Source organism: Denitratisoma oestradiolicum (assembly GCF_902813185.1).
GTDB classification, from domain to species: domain Bacteria; phylum Pseudomonadota; class Gammaproteobacteria; order Burkholderiales; family Rhodocyclaceae; genus Denitratisoma; species Denitratisoma oestradiolicum.
In genome coordinates this window covers 3,576,520-3,594,592 of the sequence record NZ_LR778301.1, presented here as the reverse complement: position 1 = coordinate 3,594,592, position 18,073 = coordinate 3,576,520, and the positions used below count along the sequence as shown (strand labels likewise).

The following is an 18,073-nucleotide window of genomic DNA, read 5'->3' as shown; positions in this document are numbered from 1 at the left end:
TCAGTCCATCACGATGTTGTCGTAATAGGGGATCATGATCTCGTTCGGCCCCGGATTGTCGGCGCCCACCATGGCGGGCATGGTGGGATGCATCACCTCGGGATCGATCATCACCTCGACGCAGGCCGGCTTGCCGGCGGCCAGGGCGCGGGCCAGGGCCGGCGCCAGATCGGCCAGCCGCTCCACCCGCTCGGCGTGGCAGCCGAAGGCCAGTGCGATGTCGGCGTAGCGGGTGCCGGGGAGATCGGCGATGACGCGCTGGGCGCGGCCGTAGATCAGATCCTGGCCGTGGGCCGACATGCCCCATAGCTGGTTGTTGAAAATGATCGTCACCACGGGCAGCTGCTTGCGTACCTGGGTGTCGAATTCCTGGATGTGGAAGCCCATGGCGCCGTCGCCAGTGATCTGCACTACCCGCTTGTCGGGGTGGGCGATCTGGGCGCCGATGGCCATCCCCGGACCGACGCCGAGGCAGCCATGGTAGCCGGCGCCGATGATCTGGCAGCTGGCGTCCGCTTTCAGCGCCATGTGGCTCCAGGCGGAGGTCTCGCCGCCGTCGAGGACGTAGATCGCGTCCCGGGGCATCGCGGCCGCCACGGTCTCCATGGCGTGGTAAGGATGGAGCGGCGACTGTTCCGCCTGGGCCGGGCCGAACATCGCCCCGGTCATGGACTTGATGGCGGTGGAGGTGGCGGCCCAGGTCGACCAGTCCGGCCAATCCACCGACTGGGCTGTGTCGGCCAGCGCGCGGAAGGTTTCGCGGGCATCTGCCAGCACCGGAATCTTCACCTCCCGCAAGCGTCCCAGTTCGGCGGGATGCAGATCCACTTGGGCAATGGGTGTTCCGCTGGGCACGATGGCCTCGCTGCGGCCACCGGTGAATAGGCCGAGGCGGGCGCCCACGACCAACAGCGCATCGAGGCCCGGCTGGCCCATCATGCCCAGAGCGCCCAGCAGCGCCAGATCCTTGCCCCAGAGCGGGTGGTCGTAGGGCAGCGCGCCATAGCCGTGGCCGCCGCAGAACACGGGGATGCCGGCGGCTTCGGCGAAACGCTGCAACTCGCCCTCGGCCTTGGCGAAACGGATGCCGTTGCCGACGAAGATCGCCGGGCGCTGGGCCGCCTTCAGCATGTCGATAATAGCGGACACATCGACGGGCGACGGAGCAGGGGCGGTACGCACGTTCAGGCCTGTGGCCGGGCGCACCCGCGCCTCATCCACGGGGATGTGCAGCACGTCGATGGGCACGTCCAGCAGCACCGGCCCGGGGCGGCCGTTCAGGCAGGTGCGGATGGCCTGGGCGGCGAGTTCGGGAATGCGTTCGGTATGGGTGACACGGTGGGCCCACTTGGTGGTGGGCGTGGCGATGGCCACCTGGTCGATGCCGCCCTGCAGCGGATTGGTCTCCACGTCCCGCAGGGGCGGTGAGCCGACGATGAACAGCACCGGCACCCCGTCCAGATAGGCGTTGGTGATGGCGGTGATGACGTTGGTGAAACCGGGGCCGGAGGTCACCACGCAGACGCCGAGCCGGCCCGTGGTGCGAGCATAGGCGTCGGCCGCGTGGCCGGCGGAGGATTCGTGGCGGAAGTCCGTGAGGCGCAGGCCGTGGCGCACGCAGCCCTGCCAGAAGGATTCCAGGTGGCCGCCGTGGAGGGCGAAAATTTCTTCGACGCCGGCGGCCTTCAGGGTACGGGCCAGCAATTCGCCGCCATCGGGACGGTGGATGTTTGAGGTCATGCTCTCTCCTTTTTGATTGGCGCCCCGGGAAGTGTCACGATCTGGCTGGGGGCGGTCCTGTTTTTAATTCGGCATTCGCGTGCTGCGTTAAGTCAAAGGCTGGTCGCAGTCCAGCACGATACGGCCGAGGACCGTAGCGGCCTCGATACGCCGGTGGGCTTCGGCGGCCGACGCGAGGGGCAGGGTGTCGGCGATGATCGGCTGGAGTCGGCCCTGGGCAAGCAGGGAGAACAGCGTCGCCACGTCCTGGCGGAATTCCTCCGGGCAGGCTTGCCGGCGATTGGCGATGTTGTAGAAGTGGTAATGGCGGCCGTCCGGCAACAGCTTCCAGAGGGCCAGCAGTCGGGCGAATCCCCACATCAGGCTGGCCAGGGATTCCCGTCCCTGGGCCAGTTCCAGTGCCCCGTAACCCACCAGCATGCCGCCAGGGCCCAGGCAGCGGCGGGACCTTGCCCAGCTCCGTCCCCCCAGGGTATCGAACACGGCATCGACGCCCGATGGCGCCATTTCCAGGGTCCGGGCGATGAAATCTTCACGCCGGTAATCGATGGCCCGGGCGCCAAAACTTTCGATCAGCCCTCGCTTCGAGGCGGAGCCGGTGGCAATCATGCGCAGCCCCAGGTGACGGCCCAGGTCCAAGAGGGCGGTCCCGACTGCGCCGCCGCCGGCATGGACCAGGCAGATGGCCCCGGGCCGCAAGGAACCCAGGCGGGTCAACATCTGATAAGCGGTGGTGTAGGGCAGCAGCATGCACACGGCCGCTGCCGGATCCAGTCCGGGGGGGGCGGCGACCAGGCGGTCGGCCTCGACGCACAGGTACTGGGTATAGGCCCCGGTCACCGAAAGATCGGCCACCGTATCTCCGACCCGGAACGCCGTCACGCCTGGCCCCAGGGCGTCCACCACGCCGACCCAGTCATAGCCAGGGGTCAGGGGGAGCTTGCCCTTGACGCCGGGATAGTCTCCCCGTCGTACCAGGGTGTCGGTGGTGCCGGTGCCCGCCGTCCTGACCCGGATGCGGACCTGGCCAGGCCCGGGTTCGGGCAGCGAATCCAGTGTCACGATCCGAAGCACCTCCGGTCCGCCGAATTGGTCAATCAGGATCTTTTGCCATGTCATGGGGATTCCTTTTCCATGGTGCCGACTGCCACATTCAAACCAGACCCAGCACCTTGGGCATGTTGGGCTGGCCGGTCCAGGCCGTCAGGCCGCCATCCACTGGGATGATGGCCCCCGTCATGTAGCTGGCGTCGTCGGAGGCCAGGAAGCGCACCAGTTTGGCGATTTCCTCGGGCCTGCCGGGACGGTTCAGGGGCACATTGGCTGACCAGGTTTCCCGGACGGCCGGGGCCGCGAGCGTGGCCGCCGTCAGCGGCGTTTCGATCAGGCCGGGGCATACGGCATTGACTCGGATGTGGTCCCGGGCATGGTCCAGGGCCAGAGCCCGGGTGTAGTTGATGGCAGCGCCCTTGGAAGCGGCGTAGGCGGTGAAGCCGTAATCGGCCGCCATGCCGGAAATGGAGGCGATATTAACGATGGCGCCGCCACCTTGGCGCCGCATCAGGGGGATGGCGAACTTGCAGCCGTAGAAAATGGAATTCAGGTTGATGCCCAGCACCCGCTCCCATTGTTCCGGCGCCAGGTCCGGTGTCTCGCCGTAATTGCCGACGCCGGCGTTGTTCACCAGGATATCGAGGCGGCCATAGGCCTGTTCGACAGCCGCCACCATGGTTTCAACCTCGGCCAGCACCGAAACGTCGGCATGGACATAGCGGGCGGTATCGGCGCCATGGGTGGCGCACAGTTCCGTGACCATCGCCGCGCCGGCTTCATCTTCGATGCCGGCGATCATCACCCGGGCGCCATGGCCAATGAGTTCACGTACCGTGGCGGCACCGATACCTGATGTTCCGCCGGTAACTAGAGCGACACGGCCGGTTAAGTAGGCTGTTGGGGATGATGAGGGCATGTGGGGGGCTCCTTGGGCAGCTGAATTATTTTCAGCTCAAGGAGGCTAACATCTGTAGCCCTCCGGACGGACATCTGGAGGAGCACCACCTACCCGGAATGGGGTTGGTGAGTGGGCTTTAGCCGGTCATCTGTTGTCGGTAGTCCTCCGCAGTGATCCATCGCGGCTGGATACGCACACCCGCTTCTTGCACCGCCCGGGTATCTTCGTCTCAGCCTGTTGCTTCCTGAAGATCAGGGCGGCCTTCCCCGGCAAGGCGCGATGAACCAAAAAAAGGGCGGCTGATGGCCGCCCTTGAGTATTGCTGGCAGTGGGATCAGTGCAAGCCGGCGATATAGTCGGCGACGGCCTTGATCTCGGGGTCGGTCATCTTGACCGCCACCATGCGCATCATCTTGTTGGGGTCGTTGGCACGGCCGCTGGTGTCCTTGGGGTCGGCACCGGCGGTGCGGAAGGACTTCAACTGGGCCTCGATGTATTCGGCATGCTGGCCGCCCAGGCGAGGGTATTGGGCCGGGATGCCAGCGCCCGAGGGGCCATGGCAACCGGCGCAGGCGGGCAGACCCTTGGCCTGGTCACCGCCCCGGTAGAGCTTCTGCCCCAGTTCCAGGGTTTCCCGGTTCTTGGTTTCCCCGCCTTTCTGAGTCTGGGATGCGAACCAGGCAGCAACGTTGCGCGCATCATCCTCGGACAGCATGGCCGACATGCCCAGCATCACCGGATTGGCACGGGTGCCGTTCTTGAATTCGCGCAGCTGCTTGACCAGATAGTCGGCATGCTGGCCGGCCAGCTTGGGGTTGACCGGAATCATGCTGTTGCCGTCCGGATTGTGGCAGGCAGCGCAGACGCCGGCAGCGGTCTGTTGGCCCTTGGCGGCATCGGCCTTGGGGGCAGCATGGTCGGCGGCCTGCGTCGCGGTGGCGGCGAGCAGGAAGAGCAAGGACAGCAGGTGACGCTTCATCGGGGAACTCCTTGGAGCGAGAGGTCGCAAAAGCCTGATATTCTATAACAGCTAGTCAGCTCCCGCCCATGCCGGCCCGGCTTGGGGAATTACCCTTTTAAATCATGAATCTATTCCGTCACGCGGCCTTTGAAATATCCGTTGCCAGTCCGGATGGACTCCCCTTTTCCCCTGCGCCTGAAGTGGCTTTTGCCGGACGCTCCAATGCGGGCAAGTCGTCGGCCATCAATACCCTGGCGGGCCACACCCGGCTGGCTTACGTTTCCAAGACCCCGGGACGAACCCAGTTGATCAACCTGTTCCGTCTCAAGAACGGGGCTGCCCTGGTGGATCTTCCGGGCTACGGCTATGCGGAAGTGCCTGCAGCGGTGCGCCGCCAGTGGCAGGGACTGCTGGAGCACTACCTGACCCGGCGGGAGAACCTGGTGGGCCTGGTGCTGATCATGGATGCCCGGCGCCCCTTCACCGATCTGGACCGGAAGATGGTGGCCTGGTTTGGCACCACCGGCAAGCCTATCCACTGTCTGCTGACCAAGGCCGACAAGCTGACGAATCAAGAACAGATCAAGGTATTGCGGGATGCCAAGGCTGAAGCGGCGTCCCTGGTCGGCAACATCACCCTGCAACTGTTTTCCAGCCTGAAGAAAAAGGGTATCGAAGAAGTGGAAAAGATCGTGGGCGGCTGGTTGAATCCGGAGATCAGGGGTGAGGCCTCCTGACTTCGTCACCCCCTTCCTTGGGAAGGGGGCCGGGGGGAGGGGTAGGCTCATCGTGTCCTAAGGGCTTTTTCTTTTGGTGCTTACAGCCCCGAAAGAAAAAGCCCTCGGCCAAAGGGGAGGAAGCCGAGGGCAAAACGCCTTAAGGGGGATTAAGGCACCCGCTCAGGGAGGTAAAGCGGGAGGCGGCAGAACGCCACCTGAACTTTAGGATAGATAAGTAGCAAGAAAGTTCCAGAAAATATTTTTGCGAGTGAGATCATGAACTTGAAAGATCAATTTCCCTCAGCCCGGATGCGGCGCATGCGCCGGGACGATTTTTCCCGGCGCCTGATGCGGGAGTCGCTACTTTCCGCCGACGACCTGATCTATCCGGTCTTTGTGCTGGAAGGCCTGGGGCGTACCGAGCAGGTGACTTCCATGCCGGGCGTGGAACGGGTTTCCCTGGACCGCCTGTTGCCCGTGGCGGAGCGTGCCCTCTCCCTGGGTGTGCCGGCCCTGGCCCTGTTTCCCGTGATCGGTGCCGACAAGAAGTCGGAGTCCGCCGAGGAGGCCTGGAATCCAGAGGGTTTGGTGCCCACTGTGGTGGCAAGGTTGAAGCGGGAGTTCCCGGAACTTGGTGTGATCACCGATGTGGCCCTGGACCCCTACACCAGTCACGGTCAGGACGGCCTGATCGATCCGGCCGATCCCCGCGGCTACGTGATGAACGACGAGACCCTGGAAGCTCTGGCCAAGCAGGCCCTTTGCCACGCCAGGGCCGGCGCCGACGTGGTGGCGCCTTCCGATATGATGGACGGCCGCATCGGGCGCGTACGCTCCATCCTGGACGGAGAGAAACTGATCCATACCCGCATCCTGGCCTATTCCGCCAAATACGCTTCCAGCTTCTACGGGCCCTTTCGGGATGCTGTTGGTTCTGCCGGCAATCTGGGCAAGGGCAACAAATACACCTACCAGATGGATCCAGCCAACAGCGACGAGGCCCTGCGGGAAGTGGCCCTGGACCTGGAGGAGGGCGCCGACATGGTGATGGTGAAGCCCGGCATGCCCTATCTGGACATCGTGCGCCGGGTGAAGGACGAGTTCGGTGTGCCGACTTATGCCTATCAGGTCAGCGGCGAGTACGCCATGATGCAGGCAGCCTTCGCCAATGGCTGGCTGGATCGGGACGCCTGCACCCTGGAGGCCTTGCTGGCCTTCAAGCGGGCCGGCGCGGACGGCATCCTGACCTACTTCGCCCTGGAAGCGGCGGAACTGCTGCGGAAGGCATAAGTCAGGGCAGGGTTGCAGCAGGAGGCTCAGAGTCGCCCGAAAAGCCGGGGCAGATGCAGCACGGAGTCCAGGCGCTGGTCCACGTAGGCCGGGGTGCGCAGCCGTCGGGAGATCAGGACCGTTTTCATGCCCAGACGCTTGGCGGTGCGCAGGTTCTCGGCACTGTCCTCCACCATGATGCACTGGGCAGGGCGCAACCCTTCCCGGTGCAGCAGACGCTGAAAACCCTGGCGCAACGGCTTGGGGCAGAAGCGTAATTGCTCGATGGACCAGAGGGCGTCGAAGTGCCGGCGTACGCCCATGATTTCCAGCACCGCTTCCGCATAGTGGGCGGGGGCGTTGGAAAACACCACCTTGCGGCCCGGCAGCTTTTTCAGCGTGGCGCCCAGCGCCCGCCGGAACACCACCATGGACTTCAGGTCGGGGAACTGGTGAGTGTGCCAGAGGAAGTGGTTCGGGTCGGTACCATGGTGACGCATCATGCCGGTCAGGGTGGCGCCGTAGCGCTGCCAGTAGTCCACCCGCACCCGACTGGCTTCGGCTTCCGGCAGATTCAGGGTCCGAGCAAGATACTCGGTCATGGCCCGGTTGATGTGGGGAAAGATGTGGGGCGTGGCGTCGTGGAGGGTGTTGTCCAGATCGAACAACCAGACGCGCCCGCCCCCCAGCATGCTCACTTGGACTTGATCAAGGTGCCGACGCCCTCGTCGGTCAGGATCTCCAGCAGCAGGGCATGCTCGACCCGGCCATCGATGATATGGACACTCTTCACCCCGCTGCGGGCGGCGTCCAGGGCGGAGCCGATCTTGGGCAGCATGCCGCCGGAAAGGGTGCCGTCGGCCACCATGTCGTCGATGTCCCGGGGGGTGATGCCGGTCAGCAGCTTGCCGTCCTTGTCCAGCACCCCGGGCGTGTTGGTGAGCAGCACCAGCTTTTCAGCCTTCAGCACCTCGGCGATCTTGCCCGCCACCACGTCGGCGTTGATATTGTAGGTCTCCCCTTCCTGACCGACGCCGATGGGAGCGATCACCGGGATGAAAGCGCCGGTGTCCAGCAGGGCAATCAGGGAGGGGTCAATGGAGACGATGTCCCCCACCTGGCCGATGTCGATCAGGTCCTCCGGATTGTCCTTGTGGGCCATCAGCAGCTTCTTGGCCCGGATGAAGTTGCCGTCCTTGCCGGTCAGGCCCACCGCCTTGCCACCGGCCTGATTGATCAGGTTCACCACTTCCTTGTTCACCTGGCCGCCCAGTACCATTTCCACCACTTCCATGGTTTCGGCATCGGTGACACGCATGCCCTGGATGAACTCCCCCTTCTTGCCCACCCGGGCCAGCAGATTCTCGATCTGGGGACCACCGCCATGGACCACCACCACGTTCATACCCACCAGCTTCAATAGCACTACGTCCCGGGCAAAACACTGTTTCAGGTGTTCGTCGGTCATGGCGTTGCCGCCGTACTTGACGACGATGGTCCTGCCATGGAAACGCTTGATGTAGGGCAGGGCCTCGGCCAGGATGCCGGCCTTGAGGTGGGGGGAGGATTTTTCGCTCATGGGGCGTTGGCGGGAATGGATAACAATGCGCCATTCTAACGGCAGGGAACGGATGCGTTGGCGTCAAGTCTCCGCCGGACTCGACGATCAGCGCTGGTCACCTGTTGCCCTAGCAGTCGTTGGGATTCCAGAGGTTCAGCCTTTGCCGGAAGTTTTGGAGCTTGTGGTCCTGGCTGGGGTCGTAGATATGATAGGAGGTGGGTTCAGATCCCTTTGCCCGGTACATGGCCTGATCCGCATGGTGCATCAGGGTTTCCGGGTCGCTGTCGTCGATGGGAAAGAGCGTTACGCCTATGCTGGCCGAAACGCAATGTCCTGACAGGCAATCCAGCGGCTGGGCAATATGCGCCAACAAGCGGCTGAGGATCAGATGTACCTCAAGAATGGAATCCAGATCATTCAACAACAGAACAAATTCATCTCCGCCCACGCGGGCGACAGTATCTCCTTCTCGTATGGCGATCTGGAGCCGGCCGGCAATTTCCTTCAGAACCAAGTCTCCAATGTGATGTCCGCAGGTGTCATTGATGGGTTTGAAGGAATCCAGGTCGAGATAGCAAATGGCAATCAAGGTCCCCTGCCGTTGTACCCAGGCAATTGCCTGGCGTATGCGGTCAGTCAGCAATATTCGGTTGGGTAATTGGGTAAGCGCATCGAAGTGCGCCATGTACTCTAGTTGGTGCTGATACTGCTTGAGGTGGGTGATATCTGAGAAGGTGCCGACGTAATGGGTTCGCTGGCCGGATTCGTCGCGAATGGCATTGATCGACAGAAGCTCCACGACGATTTCCCCATTCTTGCGACGGTTGGAAATCTCTCCCTGCCATGCGCCCTGCTCGTTCAGGACGCGCCACATGGACTCATAAAAACCGGACTCTTGCAAGCCGGAATGAAGCACATTGGGTGTACGTCCGATGATCTCGTCGTGCGTATAGCCGGTGACCGTGGTGAATGTGGGATTGACATAGAGAATAGTGCCACTTGCATCAGTTACCATTACGCCATTAGGGGAATTATTAAGTACATCAATCACTGCTTTCAGCTTCTCGGTGTTACAGGCTGTCCCCAAGGTGTTCATCTGATTCCCCTATTCCGATGTGTCTGCGCCTGGACATTAGTTGTTCTGGATATTTCTATTGTGACTTAAAAACTGCTGACTTAAAAGCAGCATAAGAACACCATGCTTTCACGAATTACTTGATGAAATCGAAAGGACAATGCAGGGAATGAGGGCTTCAGGTGCAAAGGAGATTCTTGCCCGCAATATCAAGTTACTGAGGGGGCAGCGGGGGTGGTCTCAGGAGGTATTGGCTTTTGAGGCGGGCCTGCACAGAACATTCGTGGCCCATGTGGAACGGGGTGCCCGCAATATTTCGCTGACCAATATCGAGCGGATTGCCTTGGCCTTGGAGGTTTCCGTCAGCCGCTTGTTCGAAGAGTAAAAGAACCGACGAATAGATATGAAAACGGGCGCGACTGGAATAGTCACGCCCGTCTCTGGTTCAGTTGGAAGGGCCTTGTTCAGTCGATTGCCAGCCGTCTGGCCTGGGTGGTGGCCTTCTTGGGCAGGGTCAGCTCCAGCACGCCATCATTGAATTTGGCGCGGGCCTTGTTGTCGTCGATTTCCTGGCCCAACTGGAAGCTGCGGGACACCTTGCCGAAATAGCGCTCGGTACGCAGTACTCGCTCGCCTTCCTTGACTTCCTTTTCCTGCTTGCGTTCCGCCGAGATGGACACCATCGAGCCGTCGATATTGACGTGGATGTCTTCCTTGTTGATGCCGGGCAGTTCGGCATGGACCACGTAGGCCTTTTCTTGTTCCTTGACATCAATCTTGACCGAGGGCATGTCGCCCTGGCCTATTTCTACCGGACGCACCAGGAAGCCGCGGAAGAAGTCATCTAGCGGGTCGTAACGGGTTACATTTGCCATGTTCTTCTCCTTGAGTGGGGGGTGAATATCGGGCCGCATGTTCATCATGACCCGTATATAGGCATGGGTATACGGAATTTCAAGGGGCCGGGTTGCCTCTGGATGGATAACGCGTATACCGGGAGATTGAAATGGGACGTTTGTCCGGTATAGTGGAGGCAGCCAACCAAGGGGCAGCGTGAAGTTTCATGGCCTACATCGCAATCAAATATGACTGTCGTGCGCCGGCTGGCGTTTCCCCCATGTCTCTGGGAGATGTCTATGACACCGCCTTGGAGCAGGTGGCCTGGATGGACACCCTGGGTTTTCCCCTCACCATCAATTTCTGCGAGCACCATGGTTCGGTGGATGACTATCTCCCCAGCCCCATCGCGCTGGCGACGGCTGCGGCCCGGATAACCCGCAATGTCCGACTTCAGGTCAATGTAATCCTCCCCTTCCATGATCCCTTGCGTATTGCTGAAGACGTGGCGGTGCTGGACCGGTTGAGTAACGGTCGCGCCGAGGTGTTGTTGCTGGGCGGTTATGTCCCGGAAGAGATGGCCATGTTCGGGGTGGATCCGAAGCAGCGAGGCCCATTGATGGAGGAAGGCGTCACTACGCTCAAGCAGGCCTGGACTGGGGACGTGTTCCAGTATCGGGGCCGCCCCTGCCGCATCCGACCGCGCCCCGTACAACAGCCCCAGCCGCCGATCTTCATGGGAGGCACGAGCGCTCCCGCCGCCCGCCGGGCGGCACGCCTGGGGGATGCCTTCATCGGCGGGCTACCCGAACTCAATGACATCTACGTGGCCGAATGCCAAGCCCTGGGCAAGACTCCCCGCTACCAGGGGCGCATGCCCTTCTCCTATCTCTTTGCCAGCGAGAATCCGGACCTTACCTGGCAAGGGCTTGCGCCCTACTGCCTCTACGAGACCAACACCTATGCCCGCTGGCAGGCGGGCGCCTCCCTGGACGCCATGTTCCAGGAGGTCACCGATGCCGATGCTCTGCGCGCCATGGGGATCTACCAGGTGGCCACTCCCGAACAGGTGTTGGAAGTGGCGCCGACGATGGCAGCGAATGATGCCTTCGTCCTGCATCCCCTGATGTCAGGACTGGAAAAGGACCTGAGCTGGGAGGGGCTTCGAGTATTCTTTGATCGGATTGCCCCCCGGGTGAAACTCAATCTGATCTGAACCGTACTTATCTTTAGCCATGCCCAAAATAGTTGACCATGACGAACGCCGTGAATTGATTGCCCGCGCTGCGGCGGAACTGATCGCCGAGCAGGGCCTGGCGGCCGCTACCTTTCGGGAAATTGCCGCGCGCACTGGTTTCTCCAAAGGAGTCATCGAGCATTATTTCGATGACAAGGAGCACATCGTTGGTAAGGCACTGGACTGGGTGGATGAACGCTACCTGAAGCATGAGCAGCGTTTGACCCGGGGCAAGGAGGGGCTGGACGCCGTCTGTGCCCGCCTGACCTGCACCCTGCCTCTGAGTCCCGCTGCGACGCTGCACTGGAAGGTGCGGCTGAACTACTGGGGGCTGGCAATCACCCGCCCCGACTGGCAAGCCCTGCTGGAGCAGCGCTCCCTGGCGACCTACAAGCGATTTGCCCATGATCTCCAGGAAGCTGTCGCCCTGGGGCAGGTGGCGCCGGAACTGGACGTCACCCGGGCCGGCCAGATGCTGGTCCATTTCGCCGCCGGTGTCAGCATCAATGCCGTGTTGTCGCCGCGCATCTATAACCGCCGATATCTGATCCTGGCTTCAGAGCAGGTGCTCCTGGGGCTTGAACAGTGGCGTGACCGGCCTGGACAGCCCTTCTTCGATCCCGGATTCATCGCTACAGGAAAACATCTCCATGACTGAGCAAAATCTCGACCTGGCCAACCTGGCCGCACGAATCGACCGCCTCGAGTCCCTTGATCAGATACGGCAACTGCCAGCGAAATACGCCTTGTCCCTGGATATGCGGGACCTGGATGCCCACGTGGGCCTGTTCGCACCCGACATTCGCGTCAGCAAGGACAAGACCGGACGCCAGCACATGAGGGCCTGGCTGGACGATACCCTGCGTCTGCAGTTCACCGGCACCTCCCACCACATCGGCGGCCACATCATCGAGTTCAAGGACCCGGACCATGCCTTTGGCGTCGTCTATTCCAAGAACGAGCACGAGACTGGCCCGGAGTGGGTGATCATGCAGATGCTCTACTGGGACGACTACGAGCGCATCGACGGCCGCTGGTATTTCCGCCGCCGCCTGCCCTGCTACTGGTACGCCACCGACCTCAACAAGCCGCCCATCGGTGACATGAAGATGCGCTGGCCAGGTCGTGAGCCCTACAGTGGCGCCTGGACCGAGTTGTGGCCCTCCTGGAAGGACTTCTGGGCCAACCGGCCCGAAGGCTTGCCTGAAGTCGCCGAGCCCGCTCCCCTGGACAAATTCCTGGAAACCATGCGCCGGGGTGCGCCGATTCCGAAGATACGGGTGCGCTAAACGCGCTCGTCGCCGCAACAAAGCAAAAAAGCCCAACGATAGTCGTTGGGCTTTTCCTTGTTTGGAGCGGGCGAAGGGAGTCGAACCCTCGTCATCAGCTTGGGAAGCTGGGGTAATGCCGTTATACGACGCCCGCGAGAGGTCGGGATTGTAGGCCGGCGGGGACGGGCTGGCAATTCCCCCCGTGATAAAATCCGGCCCGATGATGACCATCACCCTGAACGGCGAAGCTCGCGAGCTGGCCACCGTCGCTACCCTCTCCGATCTGCTGGCCAGCATGAATCTGGTGGGCAAGCGCGTCGCTGTCGAACGGAACGGTGAGATTGTGCCCAAGAGCCTCCATGGCGAGACCCGGCTGGCATCCGGGGATGTTGTTGAAATTGTGACCGCCGTTGGCGGCGGCTGAGAGAATCATGACTGACTCCCTTGTTATCGCAGGCCAGGCCTATCGTTCCCGTTTGCTGGTGGGGACCGGCAAGTACCAGGATTTCGCCCAGACCCGGGAGGCGGTGGTGGCTTCCGGCGCCCAGATCGTCACCGTGGCCATCCGCCGCACCAACATCGGCCAGGAGCCGGGCCAGCCTTCCCTGCTGGATGCCCTGCCGCCCCGTGAATTCACCTACCTGCCCAATACCGCCGGCTGCTATACGGCCGACGACGCGGTACGCACCCTGCGCCTGGCCCGGGAACTCATGGATGGACACGATCTGGTCAAACTGGAAGTGTTGGGAGATCCCAATACCCTTTTCCCCCACATGCCTGAGACCCTGAAGGCGGCGGAAACCCTGGTCAAGGATGGCTTCAAGGTGATGGTCTATTGCTCCGACGATCCCATCCAGGCCAAGTTGCTGGAAGATATCGGCTGCGTCGCCATCATGCCCCTGGCTTCCCTGATCGGTTCCGGCATGGGTATCCTCAATCCCTGGAATCTTCGCCTGATCATTGATCAGAGCCGGGTGCCGGTGCTGGTGGATGCCGGCGTGGGCACGGCTTCGGATGCCGCTGTAGCCATGGAACTGGGTTGTGACGGCGTGCTGATGAATACCGCCATCGCCCATGCCCGGAACCCGGTGCTGATGGCCTGCGCTATGAAAAAGGCGGTGGAGGCGGGGCGCGAGGCCTTCCTGGCGGGCCGCATGCCGCGCAAGCATTATTCGGCTTCTCCCAGTTCCCCGACCGAAGGGCTGATCAGCCCCCGTGCGTAAATTCCTGGCGCTGGCCCTGTTGCTGGCGACTTCCCTGGCGGCGGCGGAGGGCATTACGGTCCTGCCCAAGTTCCCGGGGCGCGGCGGCTACGCCTTCGACAAGCCCCGCATCCTGCTGCAACAGCGCCTGTTCGGCCTCTACCATGGAGTGAGTCTGCTGGCAGGGGCCTGTGACCGGGACGAGGCGGTGGGTGCCGCCTATCGGCGCTGGCGCGACGCCCAGGGCGAGGCCATCGCTGCCGCCCGCAATGACCTGGGCCGCTATTATTTCGGCCGTTTCGCCGCCGAGGCTACGGACAGCCAACTGGCCCAGGCCCTGGGTCTGAAGCAAACCCTGGATGCAACCCTGGGAAAACCGGAGCTGGGGGCTGCCTGCGCCACCCTGCCCGAGGCCCTCGCCAAGCCCCGTTATGACCTGGCCGGCCAGTTCCGTCTGCAAGTCCTGCTGACCCGCCTCAGCACTGCCGCCGGCACCGAGGGCCGGGTCGCCTATTGCCGCCGCAGGCTGGATGGCGCTGCCGCCCGGTCCCTGGATCAGGCTCTGCAACAGTGGCAGGCCGAGCATCTGGCCGGCCTGACCGAAGCCCGGACCGCCGTGGAACCCCGCTGGCGGGAGGCCGGGCTGGACCGTCCCCTGGAGGACTGGTTGCAGGGGGTCCGCAAGGCGGTGGAGCGTTCCACCCTGGCCAAGGAGTGTGCCGGCCTGGAAGCCTGGCTGGCAACACCCGAAGCCCATCCCGATCAAGCGTTCAAGGCCCTACCATGAGTACACAGGATTCCCCCCCCGCGGGGCACATTCGCAGCTTCGTGCTGCGCCAGGGACGGGTTTCCGTCGCCCAGCAGCGTCACTACGATGAGGGCATGCCCCGCTGGAGCATTCCCTACGCACCTCACCCAATTGACCTGGCGGCGACCTTCGGCCGGGAAGCACCGAAAATACTGGAGATCGGTTTCGGCATGGGGGAGACCACGGCCACCATCGCCGCCGCCCATCCGGAAAACGACTATCTGGGGATCGAGGTCCATACCCCTGGCGTGGGTGCGCTATTGAAGCAGATTGCCCAGGGAGAACTGGGCAACGTGCGCCTGATCCAGCACGATGCGGTGGAGGTGGTCAGCCACATGATCGCTCCCGGCGCCCTGGCCGGCATTCATGTGTTCTTTCCCGATCCCTGGCCCAAAAAGCGCCATCACAAGCGGCGCCTGATCCAGCCGGCCTTCGTCCATTTATTGAGCCAGCGCCTGGCACCGGGAGGCTATTTCCACTGCGCCACCGATTGGGAAGAGTATGCCCAGCAGATGCTGGAAGTGCTGTCCGGCGAGGCGCTGCTGGAAAACACCGCGCCGGGTTTTGCGCCCCGTCCCGAATACCGGCCCCTGACCAAGTTCGAGCAGCGGGGCCTGCGCCTGGGGCACGGCGTTTGGGACGTGGTATTCCGGCGCCGCTGATTCAGCGATAGGGGGTCGGGTCAGCCACACCGGCGGCTTCGAACCCGGCCCGGCGCAGCCGGCAGGAATCGCACAGTCCGCAGGCCCGGCCTTGGTCGTCGGCCTGATAGCAGGAGATGGTGAGGCCATAGTCCACCCCCAGGCGATGGCCGGTCTCGATGATCTGGGCCTTGGTCATGTCGATCAGGGGGGCATGAATGTGCAGGCGATGGCCTTCCACGCCGGCCCGGGTGGCCAGGTTGGCCATGGTCTCGAAGGCCCGGATGAATTCTGGCCGGCAGTCCGGATAGCCCGAGTAATCCACCGCATTGACGCCGACGAACAGGTCGTCGGCCCCCAGCACTTCGGCCCAGCCCATGGCCAGGGCCAGCATGATGGTATTGCGGGCCGGCACATAGGTGATCGGGATGCCCGAGGTCGCGACGCCGCCCGTGGGCACCGTGAGACCCATGTCCGTCAGGGCCGAGCCGCCGAACTGGTTCATGTCCAGATGCAGCACCCGGAACTCCCGGGCGCCCTGGGCGGCGGCCACGCGCCGGGCGGCCGCCAGTTCGGTGCTGTGGCGCTGGCCGTAATCCACCGACAGGCAATGACAGGCGAAGCCTTGCTCTCGCGCCATGGCCAGCACCGTGGCGGAATCGAGACCTCCTGACAGCAGTATGACGGCAGGTTTCATGGGGATGCCTTGACGTGAAAATGAAGCTTTTCCGCCGGGCTGCCCCAAGGAAAAGCGGCACGCGGCGCCAGCCGCAACCTATCGATGCTGCTACAGCGTTCCCTGTAACTTCGAGCGTAGCGAGCCGTATCGAATCCCCCGGAGGGGGGCGAAGGGGGGCGAGCCTTCATGTGTCAGCGGCCCTTGGAGTCTTGCCAGAGTATCTTGTGCAACTGCAACTGGAAGCGCACCGGCAGCCGGTCTTCCAGTATCCACTGGGCCAGCTGCTCAGGCGCCAGTTGGCCCTGGACCGGCGAGAACAGTATCGGGCAGCGCTCTGCCAGGCGATGCTCGCGCAATTGACGAACGGCCCAGTCGTAATCCTCCCGGGAGGACAGCACCAGTTTCAGTTCGTCCCGGGGGGTCAGGCGAGCCAGGTTGTCCCAACGGTTGCTGGCCTCCTCGCCGGAGCCCGGCGCCTTGAGGTCCATGACACGGGAAACCCGGTCATCCACCGGGGTGATGTCCAGGGCGCCGCTGGTTTCCAGGGAAACCGAATAGCCCGCGTCGCAGAGGGCCTTCAGCAGTTCCAGACAGCCCTTCTGGGCCAGGGGCTCGCCGCCGGTGACGCAGACCGTGGGGCAGCCCAGGGCTGCCACCTTTTCCAGTACCGTGCCGACGGTCATGGTTTCGCCGCCGCTGAAGGCATAGTCGGTATCGCACCAGTCGCATCGCAGGGGGCAGCCGGTGAGCCGGACGAAGATGCTGGGCAGGCCCACGCGGGTGGACTCGCCCTGGATCGAATGGAATATCTCGGTGATCCGCAGCTTGGCGGAAAGATCTGCTGCCACTACTTTTTCTTCAATTGCTGCTTGGCTTTTTTGCCGGACTCGCTGGCCGGGTATTTCGCCGCCAGGGTGGTCAGCACCTTGCGGGCGGCGGCTCGCTGGCCGGCGTCTTCCAGGCTGTTGGCCTGCGCCAGCAAGGCCTCCGGCGCCTTGGGATCATCCGGCCATTGGGCGGCCAGGCGACCAAACATGTCGGCGGCCTTGGCGGGTTCCCGCAGTTGGTTGAGACAGTAGCCGGCCCAGAAATGGGCGCTGGGCTGGAGGTTGCTCTCCGGGTAGGCCTTGATGAAGGCGCTGAAGGCGGCCAGGGCTTCCTTGAAGCGGGATGCCTTCAGGGCTTTCAGGGCGCTTTCGTAGTTGTCAGTTTCCGCTGCCGGGTCTGCCGCCACTGGCGTAGTAGTGCCCTCGGTGGCAGCCGCAGAAGCCGCGGCGCTGGTTTCCAGGGCCCGCAGGCGGTTGTCCAGGTCGACGTAAAAATCCTTCTGCCGTTTCTGGGCTGCGTCCAGTTCGTAGGTCAATACCTCGATCTGTCCCCGTAGCCTGGCCAGTTCGGCGTTCAGGGTTTCCACCTGATTGGCGAAGTCCACCTGGTTTTTGCCGGTGGTCTCCTGCCGTTGTGTCAGCTCGGACACCTCGCCCTGGAGCTTGCCGATGCGGGCGCGCGCCTCGTCGTCGTCAAACAGCCCGGCCCGCGCCGGCAGGGCGCAGGCCAGGAGCAGGAGGGCAAGTCCTGCGCGCCGCATCAGTACTCCCCGGAATAGAGGATGTCGTCGCGGCGGTTCTGATACCAGCAGTCTTCATCATGGCTGGTGCAACGGGGCTTCTCTTCGCCCAGGCTCACCGCTTCCACCTGGTCCTCGCGACCGCCCAGCAGCAGCAGTGCCTTCTTCACGGCTTCCGCCCGCTTCTGGCCCAGGGCCAGGTTGTACTCGCGGCTGCCACGCTCGTCGGCGTTGCCCTGGATCAACATTTTCATCGTCGGATTGGCGGCAAGGAAGCGGGCATGGGCTTCGATCAGGGCCTTGAATTCCGGTTTCACCACGTACTGGTCATAGTCAAAGAACACTTCCCGCTTGGACAGAATGCTCTTGGGATTCTTCAGGTTGGCGATGGTGAGGGCGTTGGGGTCGTCCTGAGTGACCGGCATGGGCTGGGCTGCTGGCTGGGGGGCTGCTACAGGAGCGGGCTTCTGTTCGGGGGCGGGGGGCTGGCTGCTGCAGGCAGCCAGCAGGCTGGCGGCGAGGGCGGCGAGGACAAGGGCGTTACGCATTACGGTC

22 protein-coding genes and 1 tRNA gene are annotated in these 18,073 nt (G+C 63.0%); 10 read left to right on the top strand and 13 right to left on the bottom strand.

What is annotated here, in order from left to right; all coding sequences use genetic code 11:
- The 4 genes from DENOEST_RS16430 to DENOEST_RS16415 all read right to left on the bottom strand — a co-directional run bounded on the left by DENOEST_RS16430 (nucleotide 1) and on the right by DENOEST_RS16415 (nucleotide 4,670).
- Nucleotides 1-1,740 (bottom strand): thiamine pyrophosphate-binding protein, encoded by a 1,740-nt coding sequence (locus tag DENOEST_RS16430; RefSeq protein WP_145769349.1) that lies wholly within the window; start codon nucleotides 1,738-1,740, stop codon nucleotides 1-3.
- An 87-nt stretch (nucleotides 1,741-1,827) separates the two neighbouring features.
- Nucleotides 1,828-2,859, bottom strand: coding sequence for a medium chain dehydrogenase/reductase family protein (locus tag DENOEST_RS16425; protein WP_145769348.1), 1,032 nt, complete (start codon nucleotides 2,857-2,859; stop codon nucleotides 1,828-1,830).
- 34 nt (nucleotides 2,860-2,893) lie between these two features.
- Entirely contained in the window at nucleotides 2,894-3,709 is an 816-nt protein-coding gene (locus DENOEST_RS16420) for a meso-2,3-butanediol dehydrogenase (protein WP_145769347.1), read from the bottom strand.
- 316 nt (nucleotides 3,710-4,025) lie between these two features.
- Nucleotides 4,026-4,670, bottom strand: a complete 645-nt coding sequence (locus tag DENOEST_RS16415; protein WP_145769346.1) for a c-type cytochrome — start codon at nucleotides 4,668-4,670, stop codon at nucleotides 4,026-4,028.
- 104 nt (nucleotides 4,671-4,774) lie between these two features.
- Between DENOEST_RS16415 and yihA the strand changes: the two genes are divergently transcribed.
- Nucleotides 4,775-5,389: a ribosome biogenesis GTP-binding protein YihA/YsxC gene (gene yihA / locus DENOEST_RS16410; RefSeq protein WP_145769345.1), complete on the top strand. Its 615-nt coding sequence runs from the start codon at nucleotides 4,775-4,777 to the stop codon at nucleotides 5,387-5,389.
- A 258-nt stretch (nucleotides 5,390-5,647) separates the two neighbouring features.
- Nucleotides 5,648-6,661, top strand: coding sequence for a porphobilinogen synthase (gene hemB, locus DENOEST_RS16405; RefSeq protein WP_145769344.1), 1,014 nt, complete (start codon nucleotides 5,648-5,650; stop codon nucleotides 6,659-6,661).
- Nucleotides 6,662-6,687: 26 nt separating this feature from the next.
- On the opposite strand, the gene DENOEST_RS16400 is transcribed toward hemB, so the two are convergent.
- The 3 genes from DENOEST_RS16400 to DENOEST_RS16390 form a co-directional block, all read right to left on the bottom strand.
- The gene (locus DENOEST_RS16400) at nucleotides 6,688-7,332 is read right to left on the bottom strand and encodes a pyrimidine 5'-nucleotidase (protein ID WP_145769556.1); all 645 of its coding nucleotides are present in this window, start codon (nucleotides 7,330-7,332) and stop codon (nucleotides 6,688-6,690) included.
- Between the two features lie 2 nt (nucleotides 7,333-7,334).
- Nucleotides 7,335-8,219 carry an acetylglutamate kinase gene (argB, locus tag DENOEST_RS16395; protein ID WP_145769343.1) on the bottom strand — a complete coding sequence of 295 codons (885 nt, stop codon included), beginning with the start codon at nucleotides 8,217-8,219 and terminating at the stop codon, nucleotides 7,335-7,337.
- Nucleotides 8,220-8,328: 109 nt separating this feature from the next.
- Nucleotides 8,329-9,297 (bottom strand): GGDEF domain-containing protein, encoded by a 969-nt coding sequence (locus DENOEST_RS16390; protein WP_145769342.1) that lies wholly within the window; start codon nucleotides 9,295-9,297, stop codon nucleotides 8,329-8,331.
- Nucleotides 9,298-9,436: 139 nt separating this feature from the next.
- Between DENOEST_RS16390 and DENOEST_RS20540 the strand changes: the two genes are divergently transcribed.
- Nucleotides 9,437-9,661: a helix-turn-helix domain-containing protein gene (locus tag DENOEST_RS20540; protein ID WP_145769341.1), complete on the top strand. Its 225-nt coding sequence runs from the start codon at nucleotides 9,437-9,439 to the stop codon at nucleotides 9,659-9,661.
- 79 nt (nucleotides 9,662-9,740) lie between these two features.
- Here the strand turns inward: DENOEST_RS20540 and DENOEST_RS16380 are convergent, their stop codons facing one another.
- Entirely contained in the window at nucleotides 9,741-10,151 is a 411-nt protein-coding gene (locus tag DENOEST_RS16380) for an Hsp20/alpha crystallin family protein (RefSeq protein ID WP_145769340.1), read from the bottom strand.
- Nucleotides 10,152-10,339: 188 nt separating this feature from the next.
- On the opposite strand from DENOEST_RS16380, the gene DENOEST_RS16375 reads away from it, so the two are divergent.
- Genes DENOEST_RS16375 through DENOEST_RS16365 form a run of 3 tightly spaced genes read left to right on the top strand, consistent with a single transcriptional unit; the run spans nucleotide 10,340 to nucleotide 12,639 of the window.
- The gene (locus DENOEST_RS16375) at nucleotides 10,340-11,329 is read left to right on the top strand and encodes an LLM class flavin-dependent oxidoreductase (RefSeq protein ID WP_145769339.1); all 990 of its coding nucleotides are present in this window, start codon (nucleotides 10,340-10,342) and stop codon (nucleotides 11,327-11,329) included.
- A gap of 19 nt (nucleotides 11,330-11,348) precedes the next feature.
- Nucleotides 11,349-12,008, top strand: a complete 660-nt coding sequence (locus DENOEST_RS16370) for a TetR/AcrR family transcriptional regulator (RefSeq protein ID WP_145769338.1) — start codon at nucleotides 11,349-11,351, stop codon at nucleotides 12,006-12,008.
- Nucleotides 12,001-12,639: a nuclear transport factor 2 family protein gene (locus tag DENOEST_RS16365; RefSeq protein ID WP_145769337.1), complete on the top strand. Its 639-nt coding sequence runs from the start codon at nucleotides 12,001-12,003 to the stop codon at nucleotides 12,637-12,639. The genes DENOEST_RS16370 and DENOEST_RS16365 overlap by 8 nt, the downstream gene beginning before the upstream one ends.
- A gap of 62 nt (nucleotides 12,640-12,701) precedes the next feature.
- Here DENOEST_RS16365 and DENOEST_RS16360 read toward each other — a convergent pair.
- A tRNA-Gly gene (locus DENOEST_RS16360) sits at nucleotides 12,702-12,775 on the bottom strand.
- A gap of 66 nt (nucleotides 12,776-12,841) precedes the next feature.
- Here DENOEST_RS16360 and thiS point away from each other — a divergent pair.
- The 4 genes from thiS to trmB are packed head-to-tail and all read left to right on the top strand — an operon-like array spanning nucleotide 12,842 to nucleotide 15,293.
- Nucleotides 12,842-13,045: a sulfur carrier protein ThiS gene (gene thiS / locus DENOEST_RS16355; RefSeq protein ID WP_269475910.1), complete on the top strand. Its 204-nt coding sequence runs from the start codon at nucleotides 12,842-12,844 to the stop codon at nucleotides 13,043-13,045.
- 7 nt (nucleotides 13,046-13,052) lie between these two features.
- Entirely contained in the window at nucleotides 13,053-13,844 is a 792-nt protein-coding gene (locus DENOEST_RS16350; RefSeq protein ID WP_145769336.1) for a thiazole synthase, read from the top strand.
- Nucleotides 13,837-14,610 (top strand): hypothetical protein, encoded by a 774-nt coding sequence (locus DENOEST_RS16345; RefSeq protein WP_145769335.1) that lies wholly within the window; start codon nucleotides 13,837-13,839, stop codon nucleotides 14,608-14,610. The genes DENOEST_RS16350 and DENOEST_RS16345 overlap by 8 nt, the downstream gene beginning before the upstream one ends.
- On the top strand, nucleotides 14,607-15,293 hold the full coding sequence (gene trmB / locus DENOEST_RS16340; RefSeq protein ID WP_145769334.1) for a tRNA (guanosine(46)-N7)-methyltransferase TrmB: 687 nt from the start codon (nucleotides 14,607-14,609) through the stop codon (nucleotides 15,291-15,293). The genes DENOEST_RS16345 and trmB overlap by 4 nt, the downstream gene beginning before the upstream one ends.
- A 1-nt stretch (nucleotide 15,294) precedes the next feature.
- On the opposite strand, the gene queC is transcribed toward trmB, so the two are convergent.
- The 4 genes from queC to pal all read right to left on the bottom strand — a co-directional run bounded on the left by queC (nucleotide 15,295) and on the right by pal (nucleotide 18,066).
- The gene (gene queC, locus DENOEST_RS16335) at nucleotides 15,295-15,969 is read right to left on the bottom strand and encodes a 7-cyano-7-deazaguanine synthase QueC (protein ID WP_145769333.1); all 675 of its coding nucleotides are present in this window, start codon (nucleotides 15,967-15,969) and stop codon (nucleotides 15,295-15,297) included.
- Nucleotides 15,970-16,142: 173 nt separating this feature from the next.
- Nucleotides 16,143-16,799, bottom strand: coding sequence for a 7-carboxy-7-deazaguanine synthase QueE (gene queE, locus DENOEST_RS16330; RefSeq protein ID WP_197970645.1), 657 nt, complete (start codon nucleotides 16,797-16,799; stop codon nucleotides 16,143-16,145).
- Nucleotides 16,799-17,539 (bottom strand): tol-pal system protein YbgF, encoded by a 741-nt coding sequence (gene ybgF / locus DENOEST_RS16325; protein ID WP_145769332.1) that lies wholly within the window; start codon nucleotides 17,537-17,539, stop codon nucleotides 16,799-16,801. The genes queE and ybgF overlap by 1 nt, the downstream gene beginning before the upstream one ends.
- Entirely contained in the window at nucleotides 17,539-18,066 is a 528-nt protein-coding gene (pal, locus tag DENOEST_RS16320; protein WP_145769331.1) for a peptidoglycan-associated lipoprotein Pal, read from the bottom strand. Before pal ends, ybgF begins: the two co-directional genes overlap by 1 nt.
- Nucleotides 18,067-18,073: the final 7 nt, after the last annotated feature.

Excerpts from the sequence above, each read along its gene's own strand:
- DENOEST_RS20540 (WP_145769341.1), top strand. The coding sequence starts at position 9,437 with ATGCAGGGAATGAGGGCTTCAGGTGCAAAGGAGATTCTTGCCCGCAAT.
- DENOEST_RS16400 (WP_145769556.1), bottom strand. The coding sequence starts at position 7,332 with ATGCTGGGGGGCGGGCGCGTCTGGTTGTTCGATCTGGACAACACCCTC.
- DENOEST_RS16350 (WP_145769336.1), top strand. The coding sequence starts at position 13,053 with ATGACTGACTCCCTTGTTATCGCAGGCCAGGCCTATCGTTCCCGTTTG.
- yihA (WP_145769345.1), top strand. The coding sequence starts at position 4,775 with ATGAATCTATTCCGTCACGCGGCCTTTGAAATATCCGTTGCCAGTCCG.
- hemB (WP_145769344.1), top strand. The coding sequence starts at position 5,648 with ATGAACTTGAAAGATCAATTTCCCTCAGCCCGGATGCGGCGCATGCGC.
- thiS (WP_269475910.1), top strand. The coding sequence starts at position 12,842 with ATGATGACCATCACCCTGAACGGCGAAGCTCGCGAGCTGGCCACCGTC.
- pal (WP_145769331.1), bottom strand. The coding sequence starts at position 18,066 with ATGCGTAACGCCCTTGTCCTCGCCGCCCTCGCCGCCAGCCTGCTGGCT.
- DENOEST_RS16365 (WP_145769337.1), top strand. The coding sequence starts at position 12,001 with ATGACTGAGCAAAATCTCGACCTGGCCAACCTGGCCGCACGAATCGAC.
- argB (WP_145769343.1), bottom strand. The coding sequence starts at position 8,219 with ATGAGCGAAAAATCCTCCCCCCACCTCAAGGCCGGCATCCTGGCCGAG.
- DENOEST_RS16370 (WP_145769338.1), top strand. The coding sequence starts at position 11,349 with ATGCCCAAAATAGTTGACCATGACGAACGCCGTGAATTGATTGCCCGC.
- ybgF (WP_145769332.1), bottom strand. The coding sequence starts at position 17,539 with ATGCGGCGCGCAGGACTTGCCCTCCTGCTCCTGGCCTGCGCCCTGCCG.
- DENOEST_RS16390 (WP_145769342.1), bottom strand. The coding sequence starts at position 9,297 with ATGAACACCTTGGGGACAGCCTGTAACACCGAGAAGCTGAAAGCAGTG.
- DENOEST_RS16380 (WP_145769340.1), bottom strand. The coding sequence starts at position 10,151 with ATGGCAAATGTAACCCGTTACGACCCGCTAGATGACTTCTTCCGCGGC.
- DENOEST_RS16430 (WP_145769349.1), bottom strand. The coding sequence starts at position 1,740 with ATGACCTCAAACATCCACCGTCCCGATGGCGGCGAATTGCTGGCCCGT.
- queC (WP_145769333.1), bottom strand. The coding sequence starts at position 15,969 with ATGAAACCTGCCGTCATACTGCTGTCAGGAGGTCTCGATTCCGCCACG.
- DENOEST_RS16420 (WP_145769347.1), bottom strand. The coding sequence starts at position 3,709 with ATGCCCTCATCATCCCCAACAGCCTACTTAACCGGCCGTGTCGCTCTA.
- trmB (WP_145769334.1), top strand. The coding sequence starts at position 14,607 with ATGAGTACACAGGATTCCCCCCCCGCGGGGCACATTCGCAGCTTCGTG.
- DENOEST_RS16425 (WP_145769348.1), bottom strand. The coding sequence starts at position 2,859 with ATGACATGGCAAAAGATCCTGATTGACCAATTCGGCGGACCGGAGGTG.
- DENOEST_RS16375 (WP_145769339.1), top strand. The coding sequence starts at position 10,340 with ATGGCCTACATCGCAATCAAATATGACTGTCGTGCGCCGGCTGGCGTT.
- DENOEST_RS16415 (WP_145769346.1), bottom strand. The coding sequence starts at position 4,670 with ATGAAGCGTCACCTGCTGTCCTTGCTCTTCCTGCTCGCCGCCACCGCG.